Annotated in this window: 18 protein-coding genes and 1 pseudogene; 16 read left to right on the top strand and 3 right to left on the bottom strand. The window is 63.8% G+C overall.

Going from position 1 to position 18,938, the window contains the following annotated elements; genetic code table 11:
• The 3 genes and pseudogenes from DBR12_RS23110 to DBR12_RS17600 all read right to left on the bottom strand — a co-directional run.
• Positions 1-844: pseudogene (locus DBR12_RS23110) on the bottom strand (NAD(P)H-hydrate epimerase); the annotation flags it as partial.
• Between the two features lie 84 nt (positions 845-928).
• Positions 929-2,161, bottom strand: a complete 1,233-nt coding sequence (locus DBR12_RS17605) for an FAD-dependent oxidoreductase (protein ID WP_108618452.1) — start codon at positions 2,159-2,161, stop codon at positions 929-931.
• 53 nt (positions 2,162-2,214) lie between these two features.
• Entirely contained in the window at positions 2,215-3,570 is a 1,356-nt protein-coding gene (locus tag DBR12_RS17600; protein ID WP_108618451.1) for an amidase, read from the bottom strand.
• A gap of 182 nt (positions 3,571-3,752) precedes the next feature.
• Between DBR12_RS17600 and rpsB the strand changes: the two genes are divergently transcribed.
• The 16 genes from rpsB to DBR12_RS17520 all read left to right on the top strand — a co-directional run bounded on the left by rpsB (position 3,753) and on the right by DBR12_RS17520 (position 18,845).
• Complete coding sequence (rpsB, locus tag DBR12_RS17595; RefSeq protein WP_063459507.1) at positions 3,753-4,505, top strand: 30S ribosomal protein S2; 753 nt, start codon at positions 3,753-3,755, stop codon at positions 4,503-4,505.
• 102 nt (positions 4,506-4,607) lie between these two features.
• Positions 4,608-5,537 (top strand): translation elongation factor Ts, encoded by a 930-nt coding sequence (gene tsf, locus DBR12_RS17590; protein ID WP_108618450.1) that lies wholly within the window; start codon positions 4,608-4,610, stop codon positions 5,535-5,537.
• A gap of 66 nt (positions 5,538-5,603) precedes the next feature.
• On the top strand, positions 5,604-6,326 hold the full coding sequence (gene pyrH, locus DBR12_RS17585) for a UMP kinase (RefSeq protein ID WP_026436856.1): 723 nt from the start codon (positions 5,604-5,606) through the stop codon (positions 6,324-6,326).
• Between the two features lie 49 nt (positions 6,327-6,375).
• Complete coding sequence (gene frr, locus DBR12_RS17580; protein ID WP_108618449.1) at positions 6,376-6,936, top strand: ribosome recycling factor; 561 nt, start codon at positions 6,376-6,378, stop codon at positions 6,934-6,936.
• Between the two features lie 23 nt (positions 6,937-6,959).
• Complete coding sequence (gene uppS / locus DBR12_RS17575) at positions 6,960-7,691, top strand: polyprenyl diphosphate synthase (RefSeq protein ID WP_108618448.1); 732 nt, start codon at positions 6,960-6,962, stop codon at positions 7,689-7,691.
• A gap of 27 nt (positions 7,692-7,718) precedes the next feature.
• Positions 7,719-8,573: a phosphatidate cytidylyltransferase gene (locus DBR12_RS17570; protein WP_108618447.1), complete on the top strand. Its 855-nt coding sequence runs from the start codon at positions 7,719-7,721 to the stop codon at positions 8,571-8,573.
• Positions 8,573-9,751: a 1-deoxy-D-xylulose-5-phosphate reductoisomerase gene (ispC, locus tag DBR12_RS17565; RefSeq protein WP_108618446.1), complete on the top strand. Its 1,179-nt coding sequence runs from the start codon at positions 8,573-8,575 to the stop codon at positions 9,749-9,751. The genes DBR12_RS17570 and ispC overlap by 1 nt, the downstream gene beginning before the upstream one ends.
• A 29-nt stretch (positions 9,752-9,780) precedes the next feature.
• Complete coding sequence (rseP, locus tag DBR12_RS17560; protein WP_108618445.1) at positions 9,781-11,145, top strand: RIP metalloprotease RseP; 1,365 nt, start codon at positions 9,781-9,783, stop codon at positions 11,143-11,145.
• A 44-nt stretch (positions 11,146-11,189) separates the two neighbouring features.
• Positions 11,190-13,487 carry an outer membrane protein assembly factor BamA gene (bamA, locus tag DBR12_RS17555; RefSeq protein WP_108618444.1) on the top strand — a complete coding sequence of 766 codons (2,298 nt, stop codon included), beginning with the start codon at positions 11,190-11,192 and terminating at the stop codon, positions 13,485-13,487.
• The gene (locus DBR12_RS17550; RefSeq protein ID WP_108618443.1) at positions 13,487-14,008 is read left to right on the top strand and encodes an OmpH family outer membrane protein; all 522 of its coding nucleotides are present in this window, start codon (positions 13,487-13,489) and stop codon (positions 14,006-14,008) included. Before bamA ends, DBR12_RS17550 begins: the two co-directional genes overlap by 1 nt.
• 27 nt (positions 14,009-14,035) lie before the next feature.
• Positions 14,036-15,019 carry a UDP-3-O-(3-hydroxymyristoyl)glucosamine N-acyltransferase gene (gene lpxD, locus DBR12_RS17545; protein WP_369861649.1) on the top strand — a complete coding sequence of 328 codons (984 nt, stop codon included), beginning with the start codon at positions 14,036-14,038 and terminating at the stop codon, positions 15,017-15,019.
• 16 nt (positions 15,020-15,035) lie between these two features.
• Positions 15,036-15,476 (top strand): 3-hydroxyacyl-ACP dehydratase FabZ, encoded by a 441-nt coding sequence (fabZ, locus tag DBR12_RS17540; RefSeq protein WP_063459515.1) that lies wholly within the window; start codon positions 15,036-15,038, stop codon positions 15,474-15,476.
• Positions 15,477-15,496: 20 nt separating this feature from the next.
• Positions 15,497-16,285 (top strand): acyl-ACP--UDP-N-acetylglucosamine O-acyltransferase, encoded by a 789-nt coding sequence (lpxA, locus tag DBR12_RS17535; RefSeq protein WP_108618457.1) that lies wholly within the window; start codon positions 15,497-15,499, stop codon positions 16,283-16,285.
• 9 nt (positions 16,286-16,294) lie between these two features.
• Positions 16,295-17,458, top strand: coding sequence for a lipid-A-disaccharide synthase (gene lpxB, locus DBR12_RS17530; protein WP_108618442.1), 1,164 nt, complete (start codon positions 16,295-16,297; stop codon positions 17,456-17,458).
• The gene (gene rnhB, locus DBR12_RS17525) at positions 17,424-18,050 is read left to right on the top strand and encodes a ribonuclease HII (protein ID WP_108618441.1); all 627 of its coding nucleotides are present in this window, start codon (positions 17,424-17,426) and stop codon (positions 18,048-18,050) included. Before lpxB ends, rnhB begins: the two co-directional genes overlap by 35 nt.
• Before the next feature lie 21 nt (positions 18,051-18,071).
• Positions 18,072-18,845 (top strand): RNA methyltransferase, encoded by a 774-nt coding sequence (locus DBR12_RS17520; RefSeq protein WP_108618440.1) that lies wholly within the window; start codon positions 18,072-18,074, stop codon positions 18,843-18,845.
• Positions 18,846-18,938: the final 93 nt, after the last annotated feature.

Here is an 18,938-nt window from a genome sequence, read left to right as displayed (position 1 = left end):
CCACCCAGCGGTTGGCTCAGCGGCCCGCCATGCCCATGCCGCGTGCAGCAAGACCTTCGCCGCCCACCACGGCCACGTCGCCGTAGCTGCCTTTGTGGCTGGCATGGGCTCGCGGCGTGGGCAGGGGCGGGCCGCTGAGCCAACCGCTGGGTGGCTCGTGCCCGACGTCCACGCCCAGGTCGTCCCACCACACCTGGCCCGCTGCGTCACGCCCGGCAGCGGTGAACAGGCCGGGCTTGAGGGTCAGCAGACTCAGCGTATGGGTAGGGCGGTACGGCGCGACCAGGGGGCCAAAGTCCGCAGCGAACTGGCCGGTGTCGGCATCCAGCCCGCTGGGCAGATCCACTGCCAGTACGGTCGCCGGGCTGTGCTGCAGGGCGTGTTGGCAGGCCAGCAGCCGCGCATCGGGTACTCGGACGGGGGCTTGGGGCGACGAGCAAACGCCAATGCCCAGCAGTGCGTCAATGCACAGGTCCTGCGGGCCCAGATCGGCGGGGGGGGCGTCGGCCCACACCACACCCGCAGCCTGGGCGCGTTGCCACGATGCATTTGCATCCGCCGGGGCTTTGTCTGCTTGGCCGAGCCAAGTCACCGCCACCTGGCGACCACTGCGCTGTAGGTGCATGGCGGCTTCCAGCCCATCGCCGCCGTTGTTGCCGGGGCCGCAGGCGATCCACACCGTGCGTGCGTGCGGCGCCAGGGCCTGAGCCAGTTGCGCCACGGCCAGGCCTGCGCGCTGCATCAGGGTGTGCGGGGGCAAGGCGGCGGCGGCTGCCTGCTCGATGCGTCGCGTGGCGGCGGTATTGAATAGCGGGTGGGGTTGGTGGGAGGTAATGCGGTGCATGGTGGCGGCAGGTGCTGCACGGCGGTCATGCCGTGCGTTTGCCATTGTGCGTCGCCGTCCCGGGTGGCGACAACGCACCGCGCCTCAGAACCGACGCATGCCCAGGCCGTCGAGCGGCACCTCGGGCGCGCGCTGTGCAATGAGATCTGCCACCGCCCGCGCGGTGCCGCAGGCCAGGGCCCAGCCACCCGCACCGTGGCCGGTGTTGAGCCACAGGCCGGGCACACCGCTGGCGCCCACCACAGGGGCGCCATCGGGCAGCAGGGGGCGTGCGCCGCGCCAGACCTGCACCCCGGACGAAAGCTGTGCACCGCCGGGAAACCAGTCGTTGAGCGTGCGGTACAGGCGCTGCAAGGTGGCAGTGTGGTGCTCGGCATCGGCGCCCGCCAGTTCGGCGCCGCCTGCAATGCGCACGCGCTGACCTAGGCGCGTGATGGAGATCTGCTGGGCAGCGTCCACCACACTGGCCTGGGGAGCATGGGTGGATTCACGCAGCGGGGCGCTGACGGAGTAGCCATACACGGCCGCCATGGGCAGGCGCAAGCCCAGTGCCGGCAACAGTGCGGCCGAGGCCGTGCCCGCGCACAGCACCACAGCGTCGAACCGCCTCAGATCGGGCTCACCCTGTACCACCACGCCGGCAGGGTTGGCCCCGATGCGATCGATGCGGGTGTTGAAGGCGAAGCGCACGCCTGAGCCTTGTGTGCCCTGGCGCAGCAGCTGAGCAAAGAGGCGGCAGTTGCCAGCGCGCGCATCGGGCAGATGGATGGCGCCCGCCAACGGGGCTTCGGGCGACAGTCCGGGTTCGATCTGGCGTGCCACATTGGCGGTGACTTCACGCAAGGCCACACCGCTGTCGCGAAGTACCTGCAGGGCGGGCTGGAGCAGGTCGCGTTCTTGTTCCGTGCGCAGCAACACGAGGCGTCCTTCGCTGGCCTCAAAGTCGAGTTCGTGCCGGTGGACCAGGGTCTGCAGGCGGCTCTGGCTGTATTGGGCTAGCCGCTCCAGCGCGGCAGCCGGGGCGCTGCTGGCGTGTGTGGCGCTGCGCCAGCGGCTCAGCCAGGCCCAGTTGGCCCGGCTCAGTCCGCCGGACAGCCGCAGCGTGGCATGTGGCCCTATCAGTCGCAGGGCGTGGCCGAATCCTGGCGCGGCCCAAGGGCTGAGCAGGTGCGGGGCGAGCAGGCCAGCCGTGGCAAAGCTGGCTTCTTCAGCGGCGGCGCTGCGTTGTTCAAAAACAGTGACTTCGTGGCCGTCGCTGGCCAACTCGTACGCGGTGGTGACGCCGACAATGCCGGCGCCCACGATGGCAATCTTCATGAAATATGGGTGTTTTTGGCCTCTTGCGCCTGTTGGTAGAGCGCGAGTAGCTATTATTTTTGTAGTGTTTGTTCGATCTGCAGGCCCACGTTAAGCACTGTGTCGTCCCGCAAGGCTCCGTGCCAGACCATCAGACCCACCGGGAGTTCCCCGGGAGCATGGCAGGGCAGGGACAGCGCGCAGCCGTCCAGCAGGTTGACCACGCTGGTATTGCGCAGCAGCAGGTTGTTCACTCGGAAGAACTCCGCATCGCGCGCGGCATCCCGGGCGGCATCGTCGCCATCGGCCGGTGCCACATCGGCCAGCAAAGGTGCCACGATAGGCACGGTTGGCGAGAGGAGGGCGTCGTAGCCCTCCATGTCGGCCTGCATGCGTGCGATCCATTGTTGGCGGGCCTGCAGCAGGTCTACATACTCCCAGGCCATCAGGGTGGCGCCCCGCTCGATGCGGGTACGTACGCGGGGGTCGTAACTACTGCCTGCACGTTGCAGCAGAGCGCGGTGCCAGGCATAGCTTTCGGGGGCGGCAAAGCCGTAGGCGGGCTGCTCCTGGACGGCGGGCAGGGCAATGGTGTCAACGCGTGCTCCCGCCTGGCGCAGGGCGCGCAGGGTGCGCTCAAAAGCCTGGGCAACGGTGGCGTCTAGTCCGTCCAGAAACAAGGTGGACGGGACGGCCAGCCGGTACTGCGACAGTGGCGCCAGGCTGCGTGTGACGCGCCGGGCGGCCAGCACCTCGTGAGCCACGATGGCATCGCGCACGGTGCGCGTCACGGCGCAGGCGGTATCGAGCGTGGTGGACAGCGGGACGGCACCGGTGGTGGGCACCAGGCGCGCGGTGTTCTTGAAGCCAACGATGCCGTTCAGTGCGGCAGGGATGCGGATGGAGCCGCCGGTGTCCGACCCCAACCCAATGAACGCCGCCCCTGTGGCCACCGATACGCCCGCGCCGGAGGACGAGCCGCCCGGCACACGCGGCGCGCCGGGCAGGGCGCCGGAGCGTGCATCCCAGGCCGCAGGCGTGCCGTGGTGCGGGTTCACGCCCACGCCCGAAAAGGCGAATTCGACCATGTTCGTGCGGCCGATCAGGCTGGCCCCGGCCGCGCGCAGGCGGGCAACCGCAGGACAGTCCTGGGCGGCGGCAGGCGCATCGGCCAGAACGATGGAGCCTGCGGGCGTGGTCTGGCCTGCAATGTCGAACAGGTCCTTGACCGACACCGCCAGCCCAGCCAGGGGTAACTGGGTCATACCGGGTTGCACCGCTGTGGTGCGTGCCTCATCGAACATCGTGCGGACAAAGCTGTGGGTGTTGGCGGGGGCCTGGGCGGCGTCGATGCAACGTTCCAGCTCGGCGGGCGCAGTGGTGGCGCCCTCCCGCAGTCGGTCGCGGGCGGTGATCAGGTCAGGCAGCATGGTGTGCTAGAATCTTTGGGTTTTGCTGGAAGCAGTGACGCACGCGGTGCATGCATCGCAGGTGTGACGGCTGTCGCAAAGCCAATCGCAAAGCAGCCCTGTCAAGGTGTTGCGGCATTCGTGAAGGACACGGTGCTGCAAATATTGGGGCTGATTTTAGACCTAACCTTTGGAGTATTTTTATGTCCGTTACCATGCGCGAAATGCTGGAAGCCGGTGTCCACTTCGGTCACCAAACCCGCTTCTGGAACCCCAAGATGGCCCCCTACATCTTCGGTCATCGCAACAAGATTCACATCATCAACCTGGAAAAGTCGCTGCCACTGTTCCAGGAAGCCCAAAAGTTCGCCAAGCAACTGGCTGCCAACCGCGGCACGATCCTGATGGTCGGCACAAAGCGCCAAGCCCGTGAAATCCTGTCCACCGAAGCTCTGCGCGCTGGCGTGCCTTTCGTGGATCAGCGCTGGCTGGGTGGCATGCTGACGAACTTCAAGACCGTGAAGACCTCGATCAAGCGCCTGAAGGACATGAAGGCCCAGCAAGAAGCTGGCCTCGACAGCCTGAGCAAGAAGGAGCAACTGACGTTCTCCCGCGAAATCGAGAAGCTCGAGAAGGACATCGGCGGCATCCAGGATATGGCTGCTCTGCCCGACGCCATCTTCATCATCGACGTGGGCTTTCACAAGATCGCTGTCGCTGAAGCCAAGAAGCTGGGCATTCCACTGATTGGCGTGGTGGATACCAACCACTCACCCGAAGGCATCGACTACGTGATCCCCGGCAACGACGACTCGGCCAAGGCTGTGACGCTGTATGCCCGTGGCATCGCTGACGCGATCATCGAAGGCCGCGCCAACGCCGTGAACGAAGTGGTCAAGGCCGCTGCGTCCGAAAGCTCGGACGAGTTCGTGGAAGTGCAAGAAGCCGCCGCCTGATACCCGGCTGCGCGATACGTCGCGAAGAAAAGCGGGGCCCCTGTGAGCCCCTTTTTTTTAGGCTGAATCCAATCGATTGAACTGAACACTGAAGGAATAAAGATGGCTGCAATTACCGCAAGCATGGTCGCTGAACTGCGTGGCAAGACCGATGCCCCCATGATGGAATGCAAGAAGGCACTGACGGAAGCCGATGGCGACATGGCCAAGGCCGAAGAGCTGCTGCGCGTCAAGCTGGGCACGAAGGCTGGCAAGGCCGCCTCGCGCGTGACGGCTGAAGGCGTGGTCGCCAGCTTCATCAGCGGCGATGTGGGCGCGCTGGTCGAAGTGAACAGCGAAACGGACTTCGTTTCCAAGAACGACAGCTTCATCGCCATGGCCAACGCTGCGGCCAAGCTGATCGCTGAGCACAACCCTGCCGACATCGAAGCCCTGGGTGCCCTGGCCTACGAGCAAGACAGCTTCGGCCCCACGCTGGAAGACGTGCGCAAGGGCCTGATCGGCAAGATCGGCGAAAACATGTCGTTCCGCCGCTTCAAGCGTTTCAGCGGCTCCAACCTAGCTGCTTACCTGCACGGTTCGCGCATCGGTGTGGTCGTCGAGTTCGACGGTGATGCCGCAGCCGCCAAGGACGTGGCCATGCACGTGGCCGCCATGAAGCCCGTGGCCCTGACCAGCGCCGACGTGCCTGCCGACCTGATCGCCAAGGAGCGCTCGGTTGCTGAAGGCAAGGCTGACGAAGCCAACAAGGAACTGGTTGCCGCTGGCAAGCCTGCACAAAGCGCCGAAATCACCGCCAAGCGCATCGACGGCGCTGTGCAAAAGTACCTCAAGGAAGTCTCGCTGGCCGACCAGGTCTTCGTGAAGGCTGCCGACGGCAAGCAAACCGTGGCCCAGATGCTCAAGGCTGCCAACACCAACGTGAAGGGCTTCACCCTCTACGTGGTGGGCGAAGGCATTGAGAAGAAGGCTGACGACTTCGCTGCCGAAGTGGCTGCCCAGGTGGCTGCCGCCAAGGCTGCTGCTGCCTGATCGGCTGCATTGCAGCCTCGTCCCCCACATTTTTTACCGCCGTACCTGCCTTTGGAGAAATCACCCATGTCCCACGCTGCACCAGCCCACAAGCGCATCCTGCTCAAGCTGTCTGGTGAGGCGCTGATGGGGGATGACGCCTTTGGCATCAACCGTGCCACCATCGTCCGCATGGTGGAAGAGATCGCCGAAGTCACCCGCTTGGGTGTGCAGGTGGCGGTGGTGATCGGTGGGGGCAATATTTTCCGTGGTGTCGCGGGCGGTTCGGTCGGCATGGACCGTGCCACCGCCGACTACATGGGCATGCTGGCCACTGTGATGAACGCGCTTGCCTTGGCCGATGCCATGGACAAGCAGGGCCTCGTCGCCCGTGTGATGTCAGCGATCGCTATCGAGCAGGTGGTTGAGCCCTATGTGCGCCCGAAGGCCCTGCAGTACCTCGAAGAGGGCAAGGTCGTTGTGTTTGCCGCTGGCACGGGCAATCCTTTTTTCACCACTGACACAGCAGCGGCCCTGCGCGGTGCCGAGATTGGCGCCGAACTGGTGCTCAAGGCCACCAAGGTGGACGGCGTTTATACTGCCGACCCCCAGAAGGATCCCACGGCCACTCGCTACACCAAGCTGAGTTTTGACGAGGCTATGTCCCGCAACCTGGGCATCATGGATGCGACTGCCTTTGCCCTGTGCCGCGACCAGAAGCTGCCGGTGAAGGTGTTCTCGATCATCAAGCATGGCGCCCTGAAGCGCGTGGTGATGGGTGAGGACGAGGGTACGCTGGTTTACGCTTGATCACGATGGATGGACCTGCACCGGATGCAGGTCGGCCCCAGGAGAAAACATGACGATTGCCGACATCAAGAAAACCACAGAGACCAAGATGGACCAGTCCATCACGGCCTTCAAGAACAACCTGCAGAAGATCCGCACCGGCCGCGCCAACCCCGCGCTGCTCGATACGGTGCAGGTCGAATACTATGGTTCCCTGGTGCCCCTGAGCCAGGTGGCCAACGTGGCCCTCATCGACTCGCGCACCATCAGTGTGCAACCCTGGGAAAAGGGCATGGGCGCCAAGATCGAGAAGGCCATTCGCGAAAGCGATCTGGGCCTGAATCCGGCCTCCATGGGCGACCTGATTCGCGTGCCCATGCCACCCATGAGCGAAGAGCGCCGCAAGGAAATGACCAAGCTGGCGCGCAACGAGGGCGAAAGCGCCAAGATTGCTGTGCGTAACCTGCGTCGTGACGCGAACGAATCGGTCAAGAAGCTGGTCAAGGACAAGCTGGCATCCGAAGACGACCAGAAGCGCGCCGAAACCGACGTGCAGAAGTTCACCGACAAGCACATCGCCGAGATTGATGCGCTGGTGGCCGCCAAAGAGCAGGAAATCATGGCGGTTTAAGCCCCCAGGGCTTGATCGTTCCCATGTCTGTTTCTCCGGTGGTGCCGCACCACATCGCCATCGTCATGGATGGCAATGGCCGCTGGGCCAAGCGCCGATTCTTGCCGCGCCTAGCGGGCCACAAGCAAGGGGTTGACTCGCTGCGCCGCTGTGTGCGTGCCTGTGCTGAGCGCGGCGTAGGCGTGTTGACCGTTTTTGCGTTTTCTTCCGAAAACTGGAACCGCCCCGCCGACGAGGTGTCGGGTCTCATGGAGCTGCTCGCTCTGGCGCTGGGCCGCGAAGTGCCGCAGCTCAAGAAAGACGGCGTGCGTCTGTACTTTGTGGGCGAACGAGCGGGTCTCTCGCAGAAGGTCCGTGAGGGGCTGGCACAGGCAGAGGCCGCTACGGCCGAAAACACGCGCCTGGTGCTCAATGTGTGTTTCAACTACGGCGGCCGCTGGGACATTGCCCAGGCGGCAGCGTCGCTCGCCGCGCGAGGCGAGCCCATCACCGAGGCCAGCCTGCACGGTGCGATGGGCATGTCCCATGTGCCCGACCCGGATCTGGTGATCCGCACTGGTGGTGAAATGCGGATCAGCAACTTCCTGCTGTGGCAATCTGCGTACGCCGAGTTTGTGTTCAGTGACCGGCTGTGGCCGGACTTCGATGAGTCGGCGTTGGACGAAGCGATTGTCGCTTTCGGTAGCCGCGAACGCCGTTTTGGCAAAACCTCGGAACAGATCCTGTCCGCGCATCCTCAGCCGATGCCGGGCTGAGAACCCCAGCAGGTTCTGAAAGGCCCCATGCTCAGACAGCGTGTCATCACTGCCCTTGTTCTGCTGGCCATCTTGCTGCCAGCACTTTTTTACCCCTCCACTGTGCCCTTTGCGGTGGTGGTGCTGGTGCTCATGGCTGCCGGTGCGTGGGAGTGGGGCCGCCTGAGCGGGCTGGGCCAGACGGGCTCAGTGGCCGTGGGTGCTGTCTGCACGGCATTGTGTGCGGGGTCCTGGGCGCTGGGCTGGGTGGATCGCCCGCTGACAGCGCTGTGGATAGCGGGGGGCGGGCTCTGGGTGCTGGCGGTCGCATGGCTGCTCCAGGCCGGGGTGCCGGGCTGGCCCCGTATTCCCGCAGCGGTGCGCCTGGTCGCCGGTGTGCTGGCCCTGTGGCTGGCCTGGCTGGCGGTGGTGCAGGCGCGCAATGTAGGGATCAACTTCTTGCTGTCGGTGCTGCTGCTGGTGTGGGTGGCCGACATCTTTGCCTATTTCGCTGGCCGTGCATTTGGCCTGCGCTTCACCAAGGGCAAGCTGGCCCCCTCCATCAGTCCGGGCAAGAGCTGGGAAGGCGTGTGGGGCGGGCTGGCGGGCGTGGTGGTCATGGCCTTTGTCTGGGTGGCGGCCGATACCCACTGGCAAGCAGCAGTGCCCAGCTTCTACAGCCGCATGGCGCAGCAGGGCTGGTGGCTGCTGGTGGTCGCGGCCTTGTTCATGGTGGCCATGAGCGTGTCCGGCGACCTGGTGGAATCGCTTATCAAGCGCAGCGCTGGGGTCAAGGACAGCAGTGGCCTGCTGCCGGGGCACGGCGGCGTGCTTGACCGCGTGGACGCCCTGTTGCCTACCTTGCCTCTGGCCATGATGCTCACGCGCCTCACGACCCCATGATGAAACAAAAAATCACCGTCCTCGGCTCCACTGGCTCCATCGGCACCAGCACCCTCGATGTGGTGGCACGCCACCCGGACCGTTTCGAGGTGTTTGCCCTGAGTGCTGCTACCCAGGTGGATTTGCTGCTGGCCCAGTGCGCGCAGTTCCGCCCCCGTTATGCGGTGATGGCCAGTGCACCCCATGCGCAGCTGCTGGCTGAAAAAATCAAGGAAAATGGCCTGCCTACGCGCGTCCTGTTTGAGGAGGGTGCTATTGAAAATATAGCATCTCACTCCGATGTGGATGCCGTCATGGCCGCCATCGTGGGGGCTGCGGGTCTGGCGCCCTGTCTGGCTGCCGCCCGGGCAGGCAAGCGGCTGTTGCTGGCCAACAAAGAGGCGCTGGTGGTAGGGGGGGGCTTGTTCATGCAGACTGTGCGCCAGGGCGGTGCCACGCTGCTGCCCATCGACAGCGAGCATTCCGCCATCTTCCAGTGCCTGCCGGAAGATCCGTCCACCTGGCCCGATCGGGTGGACAGCATCCTGCTAACGGCATCCGGGGGGCCGTTCCGTCAGCGCGACCCCGCCACTCTGGCCGAGATCACCCCGGCCCAGGCCTGCGCGCACCCCAACTTCTCGATGGGCCGCAAGATCTCAGTCGATTCGGCCACCATGATGAACAAGGCGCTGGAGGTGATCGAGGCGCGGTGGTTGTTTGACCTGCATCCCGACCAGATCAAGGTGGTGATCCATCCGCAGCAGATCATCCATTCGATGGTGCAGTTCAAGGACGCGTCCATCCTCGCGCAGTTGGGCACGCCGGACATGCGCGTGCCCATCGCCTGCGGCCTGGCCTGGCCTGAGCGCATTGCCAGCGGCGCCAGCAAGCTTGATTTTTCGACCTTGAGCGCCCTGGCGTTCGAAGAGGCCGATGCCACTCGTTTTCCGGGCCTGCACCTTTCGTGGCAGGCGCTGAAGGCAGCCGAAGGCACGACGGCCGTTCTGAACGCAGCCAATGAAGTGGCTGTGGGGGCTTTTTTGTCCGGGCGCCTGCGGTTTGATCACATTCATGCGGTCAACCTTGCAACTTTGGAGGCCGTGACGCCCTCCAAGCCGGATTCGCTCGAAGCCCTGCTGGATCTGGACACCCAGGCCCGCAGCGCTGCAGAGCATGCCGCAGGCCGATTGGCGGCCTGAGCCCTCCCGACCCACGGAACCATTTCGCCATGCTGCTGACCCTTGTTGCTTTTGTCGTGGCCCTCGGTCTTTTGATTGCGGTGCATGAATACGGGCACTACCGGGTGGCCGTGGCTTGCGGAGTAAAGGTGCTGCGCTTCTCGGTGGGTTTTGGCCAGCCCTTGTTGCGCTGGCAACCCAAGGGGTCTCCCACGGAGTTTGTGATTGGTGCTTTTCCGCTGGGCGGCTATGTGCGCATGCTGGACGAGCGCGAGGCGCCCGTGCCGCCCGAAGAGCGTCACCTAGCGTTCAACACCCAGCCTCTGCGTTCGCGGGCCGCCATTGTGGCGGCTGGCCCCCTGGCCAACCTGTTTCTGGCGGTGCTGCTGTATTCCATCGTGAACTGGAATGGCGTGGAGGAGCCTCGCGCCCTCCTGGCCAGCCCGGTGGCTGGATCGGTCGCGCACAAGGCGGGCCTGCGGGGTGGCGAGCTGGTGGAACGTGCAGCGCTGGGCGCGGAGGAAATGGAGCCGGTTCGTTCGTTTGAAGACCTGCGCTGGCTGCTCACGCGTGGTGCGCTCGAAGGGCAGAACGTGCGCCTGGATGTGAAGCCGCAAGCAGGCGCTGCTCACAGGGAGATCCTGCTGGATATGTCGGGCATCGACAGCCGAGAGGCCGATGCGCAGCTGTTTCGCAAGATCGGGATTCTGGGGCCGTGGACGCGCCCTGTCCTGGGCGAGGTCATGCCCGATGGCGCGGCGGCCCGCGCTGGTTTGCGCGAGGGCGATGTGGTGCTCAAGCTGGGGGCCGCCGAAGTGGTGGATGGCCAGCAGTTGCGCGAGCTGATCCGCCAGTCGCTGCGTGGCAACGAACCCCTGTCGCAGGCCTGGCGCATTGACCGCGCGGGGCAGTTGCTCACGCTGGATGTGTTGCCGGAAGCCAAGCAGGAGCAGGGCGCCACGGTGGGGCGCATCGGTGCCTTTGTGGGCGCGGCCCCCGAGTTTGTGACCGTGGAATACGGCCTGTTCGAAGGCGTCTGGGCTGGGGCGGTCAAGACCTGGGACGTGTCGGTACTGACCTTGCGCATGATGGGGCGTATGGTGATCGGTGAGGCTTCTCTCAAGAATCTGAGCGGCCCCTTGACGATTGCTGACTACGCCGGGCGCTCAGCCAGCATGGGGTTGACCCAGTACCTCGTATTTCTTGCCCTCATCAGCGTGAGTCTGGGCGTGCTCAACCTGCTGCCGCTGCCTGTCTTGGACGGGGGGCACCTGATGTATTATCTTTGGGAGGGGATTACGGGCAGGGGAGTGTCGGACGCATGGATGGAGCGTCTGCAGCGTGGAGGCGTTGCGGTCCTGCTTCTCATGATGTCCATAGCCCTGTTCAACGATATCACCCGGCTCTTTGGCTAACCTTTTGCCGCGATTGCCCCGCAATGGCGGCTCCAGCTTCATTCATGAAAAAACACATCAATCGCCTAGGCGTGCGTACCGCATCGGCCGTTGCCGCCATGGTTTTTGTCGCCAATGCGGCATGGGCTCTGGAGCCTTTCAAGGTGCAGGACATCCGTGTGGAAGGCCTGCAGCGTGTAGAGCCCGGCACCGTGTTTGCCTCTATGCCCCTGCGGGTGGGTGATGACTACAACGACGAGAAGGGTGCTGCAGCCATTCGCGCGCTGTTTGGCCTGGGCCTGTTCAAGGACGTGCGCCTGGAGGCCAGCGGCAACGTGCTGGTGGTGGTGGTCGAAGAGCGCCCCTCCATCGCCGATGTGGACTTTGCAGGCGCCCGCGAGTTCGACAAGGATGCTCTCAAGAAGGCCATGCGCGACGTGGGCCTCGCAGAAGGCCGCCCTTACGATAAGGCCCTGGCCGATCGCGCGGAGCAGGAGCTCAAGCGCCAGTACATCAACAAGAGCCTGTACGGCGCTGAGGTGGTGACCACCGTGACGCCCATTGAGCGCAACCGCGTGAACCTGACATTCACGGTGGCGGAGGGCGAGCCAGCGCGCATCAAGGAGGTGCGCCTGTTGGGCAATAAGGCCTTCAGCGAATCCACCCTCAAGGGGCTGTTCGACCAGGACACGGGCGGTTGGCTCAGCTGGTACACCAAGTCCGATCGCTATTCCCGCGCCAAGCTAAATGCCGATTTGGAAACGCTGCGCTCGTATTACCTGCAGCGTGGTTACCTGGAGTTCCGTGTGGATTCCACACAGGTGGCGATCTCGCCGGACAAGCAAGAAATTTCCATCACCGTCAACATCACCGAGGGCGAGCGTTATGTGGTGTCGGGCGTGAAGCTTGAGGGCAACTACCTGGACCGTGAAGATGAGTTCAAGTCTCTGGTAACCATCCGCCCCGGCGAGCCCTACAACGCCGACCAAGTGACCGAAACAACCAAGGCATTCTCCGAGTACTTTGCCCGGTTCGGTTTTGCATTCGCCCGGGTCGATGCCGTGCCGGAAATCGACCGCGAAAACAACCGCGTCGTTCTGGTGGTGCAGGCCGAGCCATCGCGCCGCGCCTATGTGCGCCGCATCAACGTGAGCGGCAACAACCGTACGCGTGACGAAGTGATTCGCCGCGAATTCCGCCAGTACGAAGCCTCATGGTACGACGGCGACAAAATTCGCATGTCGCGTGACCGCGTGGACCGCTTGGGCTTCTTCACAGAAGTCAATGTCGAGACCCAGGAGGTACCAGGCGCGCCGGACCAGGTGGATCTGGTGATCAACGTGGCCGAGAAACCCACGGGTTCGTTGCAGATGGGGGTGGGCTTTTCCAGTGCTGAAAAGGCCTCGCTGTCGTTTGGCATCAAGCAGGAGAACATCTTCGGCTCAGGCAACTACCTGGGGATCGATGTCAACACCAGTAAGTACCGCCGCACGCTGGTGTTCAGCACGACCAATCCTTACTTCACACCCGACGGCATTTCGCGCACGCTGGACGTGTACTACCGCACCGACAAACCCTACGAGGACCAGGGCGGCAACTACCAGTTGGTCACGACAGGGACTTCGGTGCGTTTCGGGGTGCCCTTCAGTGAGACCGACACCGTGTTCTTCGGCGGAGGCTTGGAGCAGACCAAGATCAAACCTGGCACCAACATTCCCGCCACTTATCTCTTCTATGCCGACAAGTTCGGCTACAGCAGCACCTCCATTCCCCTGACGGTGGGTTGGTCGCGCGATGACCGGGACAGTGCCCTGGCCCCGAACTCGGGCCGTTACCAGCGCCTGAATTCCGAGTGGTCTGTGGCTGGCGATGCGCGTTATGTGCGTGCCAACTACCAGTACCAGCAGTACATACCGCTCAACAAGCGTTTCACGGTGGCCTTCAATGGTGAGGCGGGCATTGGCAAGGGCATGAATGGCCGTCCCTTCCCGGTTTTCAAGAACTTCTATTCGGGCGGTCTGGGTTCCGTGCGTGGCTTTGACCAGGGCACGCTGGGCCCGCGCGATGTGACAGGGGCCTCGTTGGGTGGACCCAAGAAAGTGACCCTGAATGCGGAGCTGATTGCGCCTTTCCCAGGAGCGGGTAACGACCGTACTCTGCGCGTGTTCACTTTTGTGGACGTGGGGAACGTGTATGGAGAGCATGAAAAAGTTACTTTCAGTGACATGCGTGCCTCCGTGGGCCTTGGGCTGAGCTGGATTTCGCCGCTCGGTCCGTTGCGTTTAGCGTTTGCGCAGCCAGTGCGCAAGTTTGCTGGCGATAAAATCCAAAAATTGCAATTCCAGATCGGAACGTCTTTCTAATGAAATCCTTTTCTCGCCATTTCTCTGTGGCCCTGCTGCTTGGCGTTGTTGCCGTCGCAGCCCCTGCGCAGGCGCAGGAGTTCAAAGCCGGTTTTGTCAATACTGATCGCATCTTCCGTGAAGCCAGCACAGCCAAGGCTGCGCAGGCCAAGTTGGAGCAGGAGTTCTCCCGCCGCGAGAAAGAACTGGTGGACCTGGGCAACACCCTGAAAACCGCCACCGACAAGTTCGAGCGTGAAGCCCCCACCATGGCCGAGAGCCAGCGCACGACGCGCCAGCGCCAGCTGGTGGATCAGGATCGTGACTTCCAGCGCAAGCGCCGTGAGTTCCAGGAAGACCTGAGCGCCCGCAAGAACGAAGAGCTGTCCCAGGTGCTGGAGCGTGCCAACAAGGTGGTCAAGCAAGTGGCTGAGGCCGAGAAGTACGACGTGATCCTGCAAGAGGCCGTCTACATCAACCCCAAGCATGACATCACCGACAAGGTGATCAAGGCGTTGAATGCCGCTGCTGGCGCCAAGTAATACGCCACAGCACTTGGCAGGTGGCGCGTGAGTGGCCTGCTTCTCGGGCACATTGTGGATGTGCTCGGTGGTTCGCTGGAGGGGGGGGCGCGTGACACCGCCATTGCCCGCATCGCGCCATTGGAGGTTGCAGGCCCCGGGGACCTCAGTTTCCTGAGCAATCCCCGCTACCAACAGCAACTGGCCGCCTCTCGGGCGGCCTGTGTCATTGTGGCGCCTGCCTTGCGTGAGGCCGCTCTGGCACGGGGCGCCTGCATCGTGGCAGACAACCCCTATGTCTACTTTGCGCGTGCCACCCAGTTGTGGCGGCAGCGCAATGCACCCGCACGGCCTGCTGGCGTGCATCCTAGTGCCGTGGTGGACCTCACGGCCCAGGTGCACCCCACAGCGACCATCGGCCCCCTGTGTGTGGTCGAGCGCGGGGCGCATGTGGGTGCGGGCACCGTGCTCAAGTCGCGGGTCACCGTGGGGGAGGACTGCCATATCGGCGCGCGCTGCATCGTGCACTCCGGCGTGGTGATCGGGGCTGACGGTTTTGGTTTTGCGCCTGAGAACGGGCAATGGGTCAAGATCGAGCAACTGGGCGCGGTGCGCATTGGCGATGATGTTGAAATCGGCGCCAATACCTGCATCGACCGGGGCGCGTTGCAAGACACCGTTATTGAAGACGGCGTGAAGCTCGACAACCTGATCCAGGTGGGCCACAACGTGCACATCGGCAAACATGCCGCGATGGCCGGGTGCGTGGGCATTGCGGGCAGCGCCACCATTGGTGCGCATTGCACCGTAGGGGGCGGCGCGATTGTGCTGGGGCACCTGGAGTTGGCCGACAACGTGCACATCTCGGCAGCCACGGTCGTCACCCGCTCGCTGACCCAGCCCGGCCAGTACACGGGTATGTTTCCCATCGACGACAATGCGCGGTGGGAAAAGAACGCTGCGACACTCAAACAACTGCACAGCCTGCGCGAGCGCATCAAGGCGCTGGAGCAGGCCCTCAAAGCAGCATGAACGGAAGAACAACTCGATGATGGATATTCACGCAATTCTCAAGCAACTGCCGCACCGCTATCCCTTTTTGCTGGTGGACAAGGTGATTGAGCTTGAGAGCAACACCCGCATCAAGGCGATCAAGAACGTCACCTTCAACGAGCCGTATTTTGGTGGGCATTTCCCGGGGCGCCCCGTGATGCCGGGTGTGCTGATCCTCGAAGCCCTCGCCCAGGCCGCAGGGCTGCTGGCTTTTGATGCGATGGGCAAGGTGCCCGACGAGAACAACATCTACTACTTTGTTGGTATCGATGGGGCGCGCTTCAAGCGTCCCGTGGAGCCGGGCGATCAGCTAATTTTGACCATCACCATTGACCGTGTGCGTGGTGGCATCTGGAAGTTCAAGGGTGTGGCGAGTGTGGGCGAGGAAGTGGCCTGCGAGGCCGAACTCATGTGCACCATGCGCAGCGTGGGCTGACCGACTCTGGCTATTGGATCGTGAGCAACATTCATCCCACTGCCATCGTTGAGGCGGGTGCCCGCATCGACCCCTCCGTCACGGTGGGGCCTTATGCGGTGATTGGTTCGCAGGTCGTGATCGGTGCAGGCAGTTCCGTGGGGCCCCATTGCGTTATTCAAGGGCGCACCACCATCGGCCAGGACAACCGGATCTTCCAGTTCGCGTCCCTGGGGGCCGAGCCGCAGGACAAGAAGTACAAGGGCGAGGACACCGAGCTGGTCATCGGCGACCGCAACACGGTGCGTGAGTTCTGTACTTTCAACCGGGGTGTTCCGGGTGCGGGTGGCAAGACCAGCATCGGTGACGACAACTGGATCATGGCCTACACCCACATCGCGCATGACTGCCATGTGGGAAACAACACGACCATGGCCAACAACACCACGCTGGCAGGCCATGTGCTGATTGGCGACTGGGTCACGGTGGGCGGGCTCACCGGTATCCATCAGTTTGTGAAGATCGGGGCGCATGCCATGATCGGGTTCTCCAGCGCTGTGTCGCAGGACGTGCCGCCCTTCATGATGGTGGATGGCAACCCGCTGTCCGTGCGAGGGCTCAATCTGGAGGGCTTGCGCCGCAGGGGGTTTTCGACTGCACGCGTGGGCGGCATCAAGCAGATGCACCGCGTGTTGTACCGCCAGGGGCTGACGCTGGAGGCCGCGCGCGCCGCCTTGGCCGACTTGCCTGCCGCCCACCCCGAGGCGGCAGCCGATGTCGCACTGGTGCTGTCGTTCCTGGATGCCTCCACGCGCGGCATCGCGCGCTGAGAGGCTGTGATGAGTGCTTCCCCCCGCATCGCCATGGTGGCGGGCGAGACATCGGGTGACTTGCTCGCCGGTCTGTTGATCGATGGCATGCAGGCCCATTGGCCGGGGCTGCAATCCTGCGGCATCGGCGGCCCGCAGATGGCTCGCCGGGGCTTCAGCGCCTGGTGGCCCAGTGAGAAGCTGGCCGTGCATGGCTACAGCATGGAAGTGCTGCGCCGCCTGCGTGAGCTTCTGGGTATCCGCAAACAACTGCGCGAGCGCCTGCTCAAGGACCGCCCCGATGTGTTCATCGGCGTGGACGCTCCCGATTTCAACCTGGGGCTGGAGGCCGACCTGCGGGCCGCTGGCGTCAAGACAGTGCACTTCGTTTGCCCGTCCATCTGGGCCTGGCGTGCCGAGCGGGTTGAGAAGATCCGCCGAAGTGCAGACCATGTGCTGTGTATCTTCCCCTTCGAGCCGGAGTTGCTCGCGCAGCACGGCATTGCCGCCACCTATGTGGGCCATCCCCTGGCGGGGGTCATCCCCATGGTGCCTGATCGTGTAGCGGCGCGCGCGCAACTGGGTTTGCAGGACGCAGATGAGGTTCTGGCCATCCTGCCAGGCAGCCGATCCTCAGAGGTTCAGTACATCGCCCGCCCTTTTTTTGAGGCGGCTGCGCTTGTCCGCCAAGCACGACCAGCTATCAAGTTGATAGTTCCTGCCGTCCCGGCGCTGCGCGGCCGCATCGAGCAGATTGCCCAGGCCTGTGGTGTGGGCGATGTTGTGCAGATCATCACGGGGCAGTCCCACACGGTGCTGGCTGCCTGCGACGCTACGCTGATTGCCAGTGGCACTGCTACGCTCGAAGCCGCACTGTTCAAGCGGCCCATGGTGATTGGCTACCACATGCACCCGCTGAGCTGGTGGCTGATGCGCCGCAAGCAATTGCAGCCCTGGGTGGGTTTGCCCAACATTCTGTGCCGCGAGTTTGTGGTGCCCGAGCTGATCCAGGATGCCGCCACACCGCAAGCGCTCTGCGCGGCCACGCTCGAATGGCTGGATGCCCGGCGCAACAACCCCGCAAAAATCTCGGCGCTGGAGCAGCGCTTTGTGGCGTTGCACGAATGCCTGCAACGCAATACCCCCCAATTGGCTGCCGATGCGATCCAGAAAATCCTCTCCCCCGCAGCCTGAGCAGACCTGCCTGCCCTGGCATCCTCCTGGCCTGGTGGCTGGCGTGGACGAAGCGGGCCGGGGCCCTCTGGCCGGGCCTGTGGTGGCTGCTGCCGTCATCCTCGATGACCTGCATCCGATTGCGGGCCTGGCCGACTCCAAGAAGCTCACCCCGGCGCGGCGCGAAAAACTCTATGACGAGATCCGCGCCAAGGCGCTGTGTTTTTGTATTGCCGAGGCCAGCGTGGAAGAGATCGACCGCCTCAACATCCTGCAGGCCACCATGCTGGCCATGCGCCGTGCCGTCATGGGGCTGCGCCTCAAGCCAGTGATGGTGCTGGTGGATGGCAACCGGCTGCCCGTGCTGGATGTGCCGGCCGAAGCCATCGTCAAGGGCGATGCGCTGGTGCCGTCCATCTCGGCGGCGTCCATTCTGGCCAAGGTGCACCGCGACCGCTGGTGTGTGCAGGTGCACGAAGAATTTCCCCAATACGGTTTTGCCGGGCACAAGGGCTACGGTACGGCCGTGCACATGGCCGCCCTGCGCGAGCATGGCGCCTGTGTGCACCACCGGCGCTCGTTCGCCCCGGTGGCCCAGAACCTGCCGAGCTGACCGGGCTGCACGAGACTACCGATGACTTCTTCGTCTGTGATTGCCATCCACTCCCGCGACAACGCCTTCGTCAAGGACCTGCGCCGCCTGGCCCAAGACACCACGGCCTATCGCAAGCAAGGCCGTGTGTGGCTGGAGGGGGACCATCTCTGCCGCGCAGCGCTGGCGCGCGGGTTGCGCGCGTCGGTGGCGGTATTTTCTGAGTCTTTTTGGCCGTCTGCGCGCGTTGAGTATGCTCAGGATGCTATCAAAACGATAGTATTGGCTGATGCGCTGTTTGCCGACATCAGTGGGCTGGAATCTCCGGCGCGCATGGGATTCATCCTGGACCTACCGACCCCTGCTGCCCTGCGGGCTGATGCAGCGACCGTGGTGCTGGACCGTGTGCAGGACGCGGGCAATGTGGGCTCCATCCTGCGCAGTGCCTCGGCGTTCGGGTTTAGGCAGGTGATAGCCATCAAGGGCAGTGCTGCGCTGTGGTCGCCCAAGGTCTTGCGGGCCGGGATGGGGGCGCATTTTGCGTTGGACCTGATCGAGGGGGTGGGGCTGGAGGATGTCCAGGCGCTCCAGGTGCCCTTGGTGGTGACCAGCTCGCATGCGGGCGACTATCTACACCGCGCCGCTTTGCCCTGGCCCTGTGCCTGGGTGTTGGGGCACGAAGGTCAGGGGGTTTCTGCTGCACTGGAGGAGCGGGCCGCCCTGCGCATCCGCATCGCCCAACCGGGGGGGGAGGAATCGCTGAATGTGGCGGCCGCTGCGGCCATCTGTCTGCATGCCAGTGGAGCGGGCCGCTGAGCACCGATACCAGTACACAGTGCTCGTGCAAATGGGTGGGGAAGGGCCTTTGCCAGGTCCATCTTGGTAGGCCCGTTTGGTGTGTGCTGGGAG

The sequence above is a fragment of the Acidovorax sp. HMWF029 genome (assembly GCF_003060895.1).
GTDB lineage: Bacteria > Pseudomonadota > Gammaproteobacteria > Burkholderiales > Burkholderiaceae_C > Acidovorax.
This window is presented reverse-complemented; position numbering and strand designations above follow the sequence as displayed.

Coding starts and splice junctions, on each gene's coding strand:
- DBR12_RS17570 (WP_108618447.1), top strand. CDS start 7,719: ATGCTCAGACAGCGTGTCATCACTGCCCTTGTTCTGCTGGCCATCTTG.
- rpsB (WP_063459507.1), top strand. CDS start 3,753: ATGTCCGTTACCATGCGCGAAATGCTGGAAGCCGGTGTCCACTTCGGT.
- fabZ (WP_063459515.1), top strand. CDS start 15,036: ATGATGGATATTCACGCAATTCTCAAGCAACTGCCGCACCGCTATCCC.
- lpxB (WP_108618442.1), top strand. CDS start 16,295: ATGAGTGCTTCCCCCCGCATCGCCATGGTGGCGGGCGAGACATCGGGT.
- DBR12_RS17550 (WP_108618443.1), top strand. CDS start 13,487: ATGAAATCCTTTTCTCGCCATTTCTCTGTGGCCCTGCTGCTTGGCGTT.
- bamA (WP_108618444.1), top strand. CDS start 11,190: ATGAAAAAACACATCAATCGCCTAGGCGTGCGTACCGCATCGGCCGTT.
- rnhB (WP_108618441.1), top strand. CDS start 17,424: ATGCGATCCAGAAAATCCTCTCCCCCGCAGCCTGAGCAGACCTGCCTG.
- frr (WP_108618449.1), top strand. CDS start 6,376: ATGACGATTGCCGACATCAAGAAAACCACAGAGACCAAGATGGACCAG.
- uppS (WP_108618448.1), top strand. CDS start 6,960: ATGTCTGTTTCTCCGGTGGTGCCGCACCACATCGCCATCGTCATGGAT.
- DBR12_RS17520 (WP_108618440.1), top strand. CDS start 18,072: ATGACTTCTTCGTCTGTGATTGCCATCCACTCCCGCGACAACGCCTTC.
- ispC (WP_108618446.1), top strand. CDS start 8,573: ATGAAACAAAAAATCACCGTCCTCGGCTCCACTGGCTCCATCGGCACC.
- pyrH (WP_026436856.1), top strand. CDS start 5,604: ATGTCCCACGCTGCACCAGCCCACAAGCGCATCCTGCTCAAGCTGTCT.
- tsf (WP_108618450.1), top strand. CDS start 4,608: ATGGCTGCAATTACCGCAAGCATGGTCGCTGAACTGCGTGGCAAGACC.
- DBR12_RS17605 (WP_108618452.1), bottom strand. CDS start 2,161: ATGAAGATTGCCATCGTGGGCGCCGGCATTGTCGGCGTCACCACCGCG.
- rseP (WP_108618445.1), top strand. CDS start 9,781: ATGCTGCTGACCCTTGTTGCTTTTGTCGTGGCCCTCGGTCTTTTGATT.
- DBR12_RS17600 (WP_108618451.1), bottom strand. CDS start 3,570: ATGCTGCCTGACCTGATCACCGCCCGCGACCGACTGCGGGAGGGCGCC.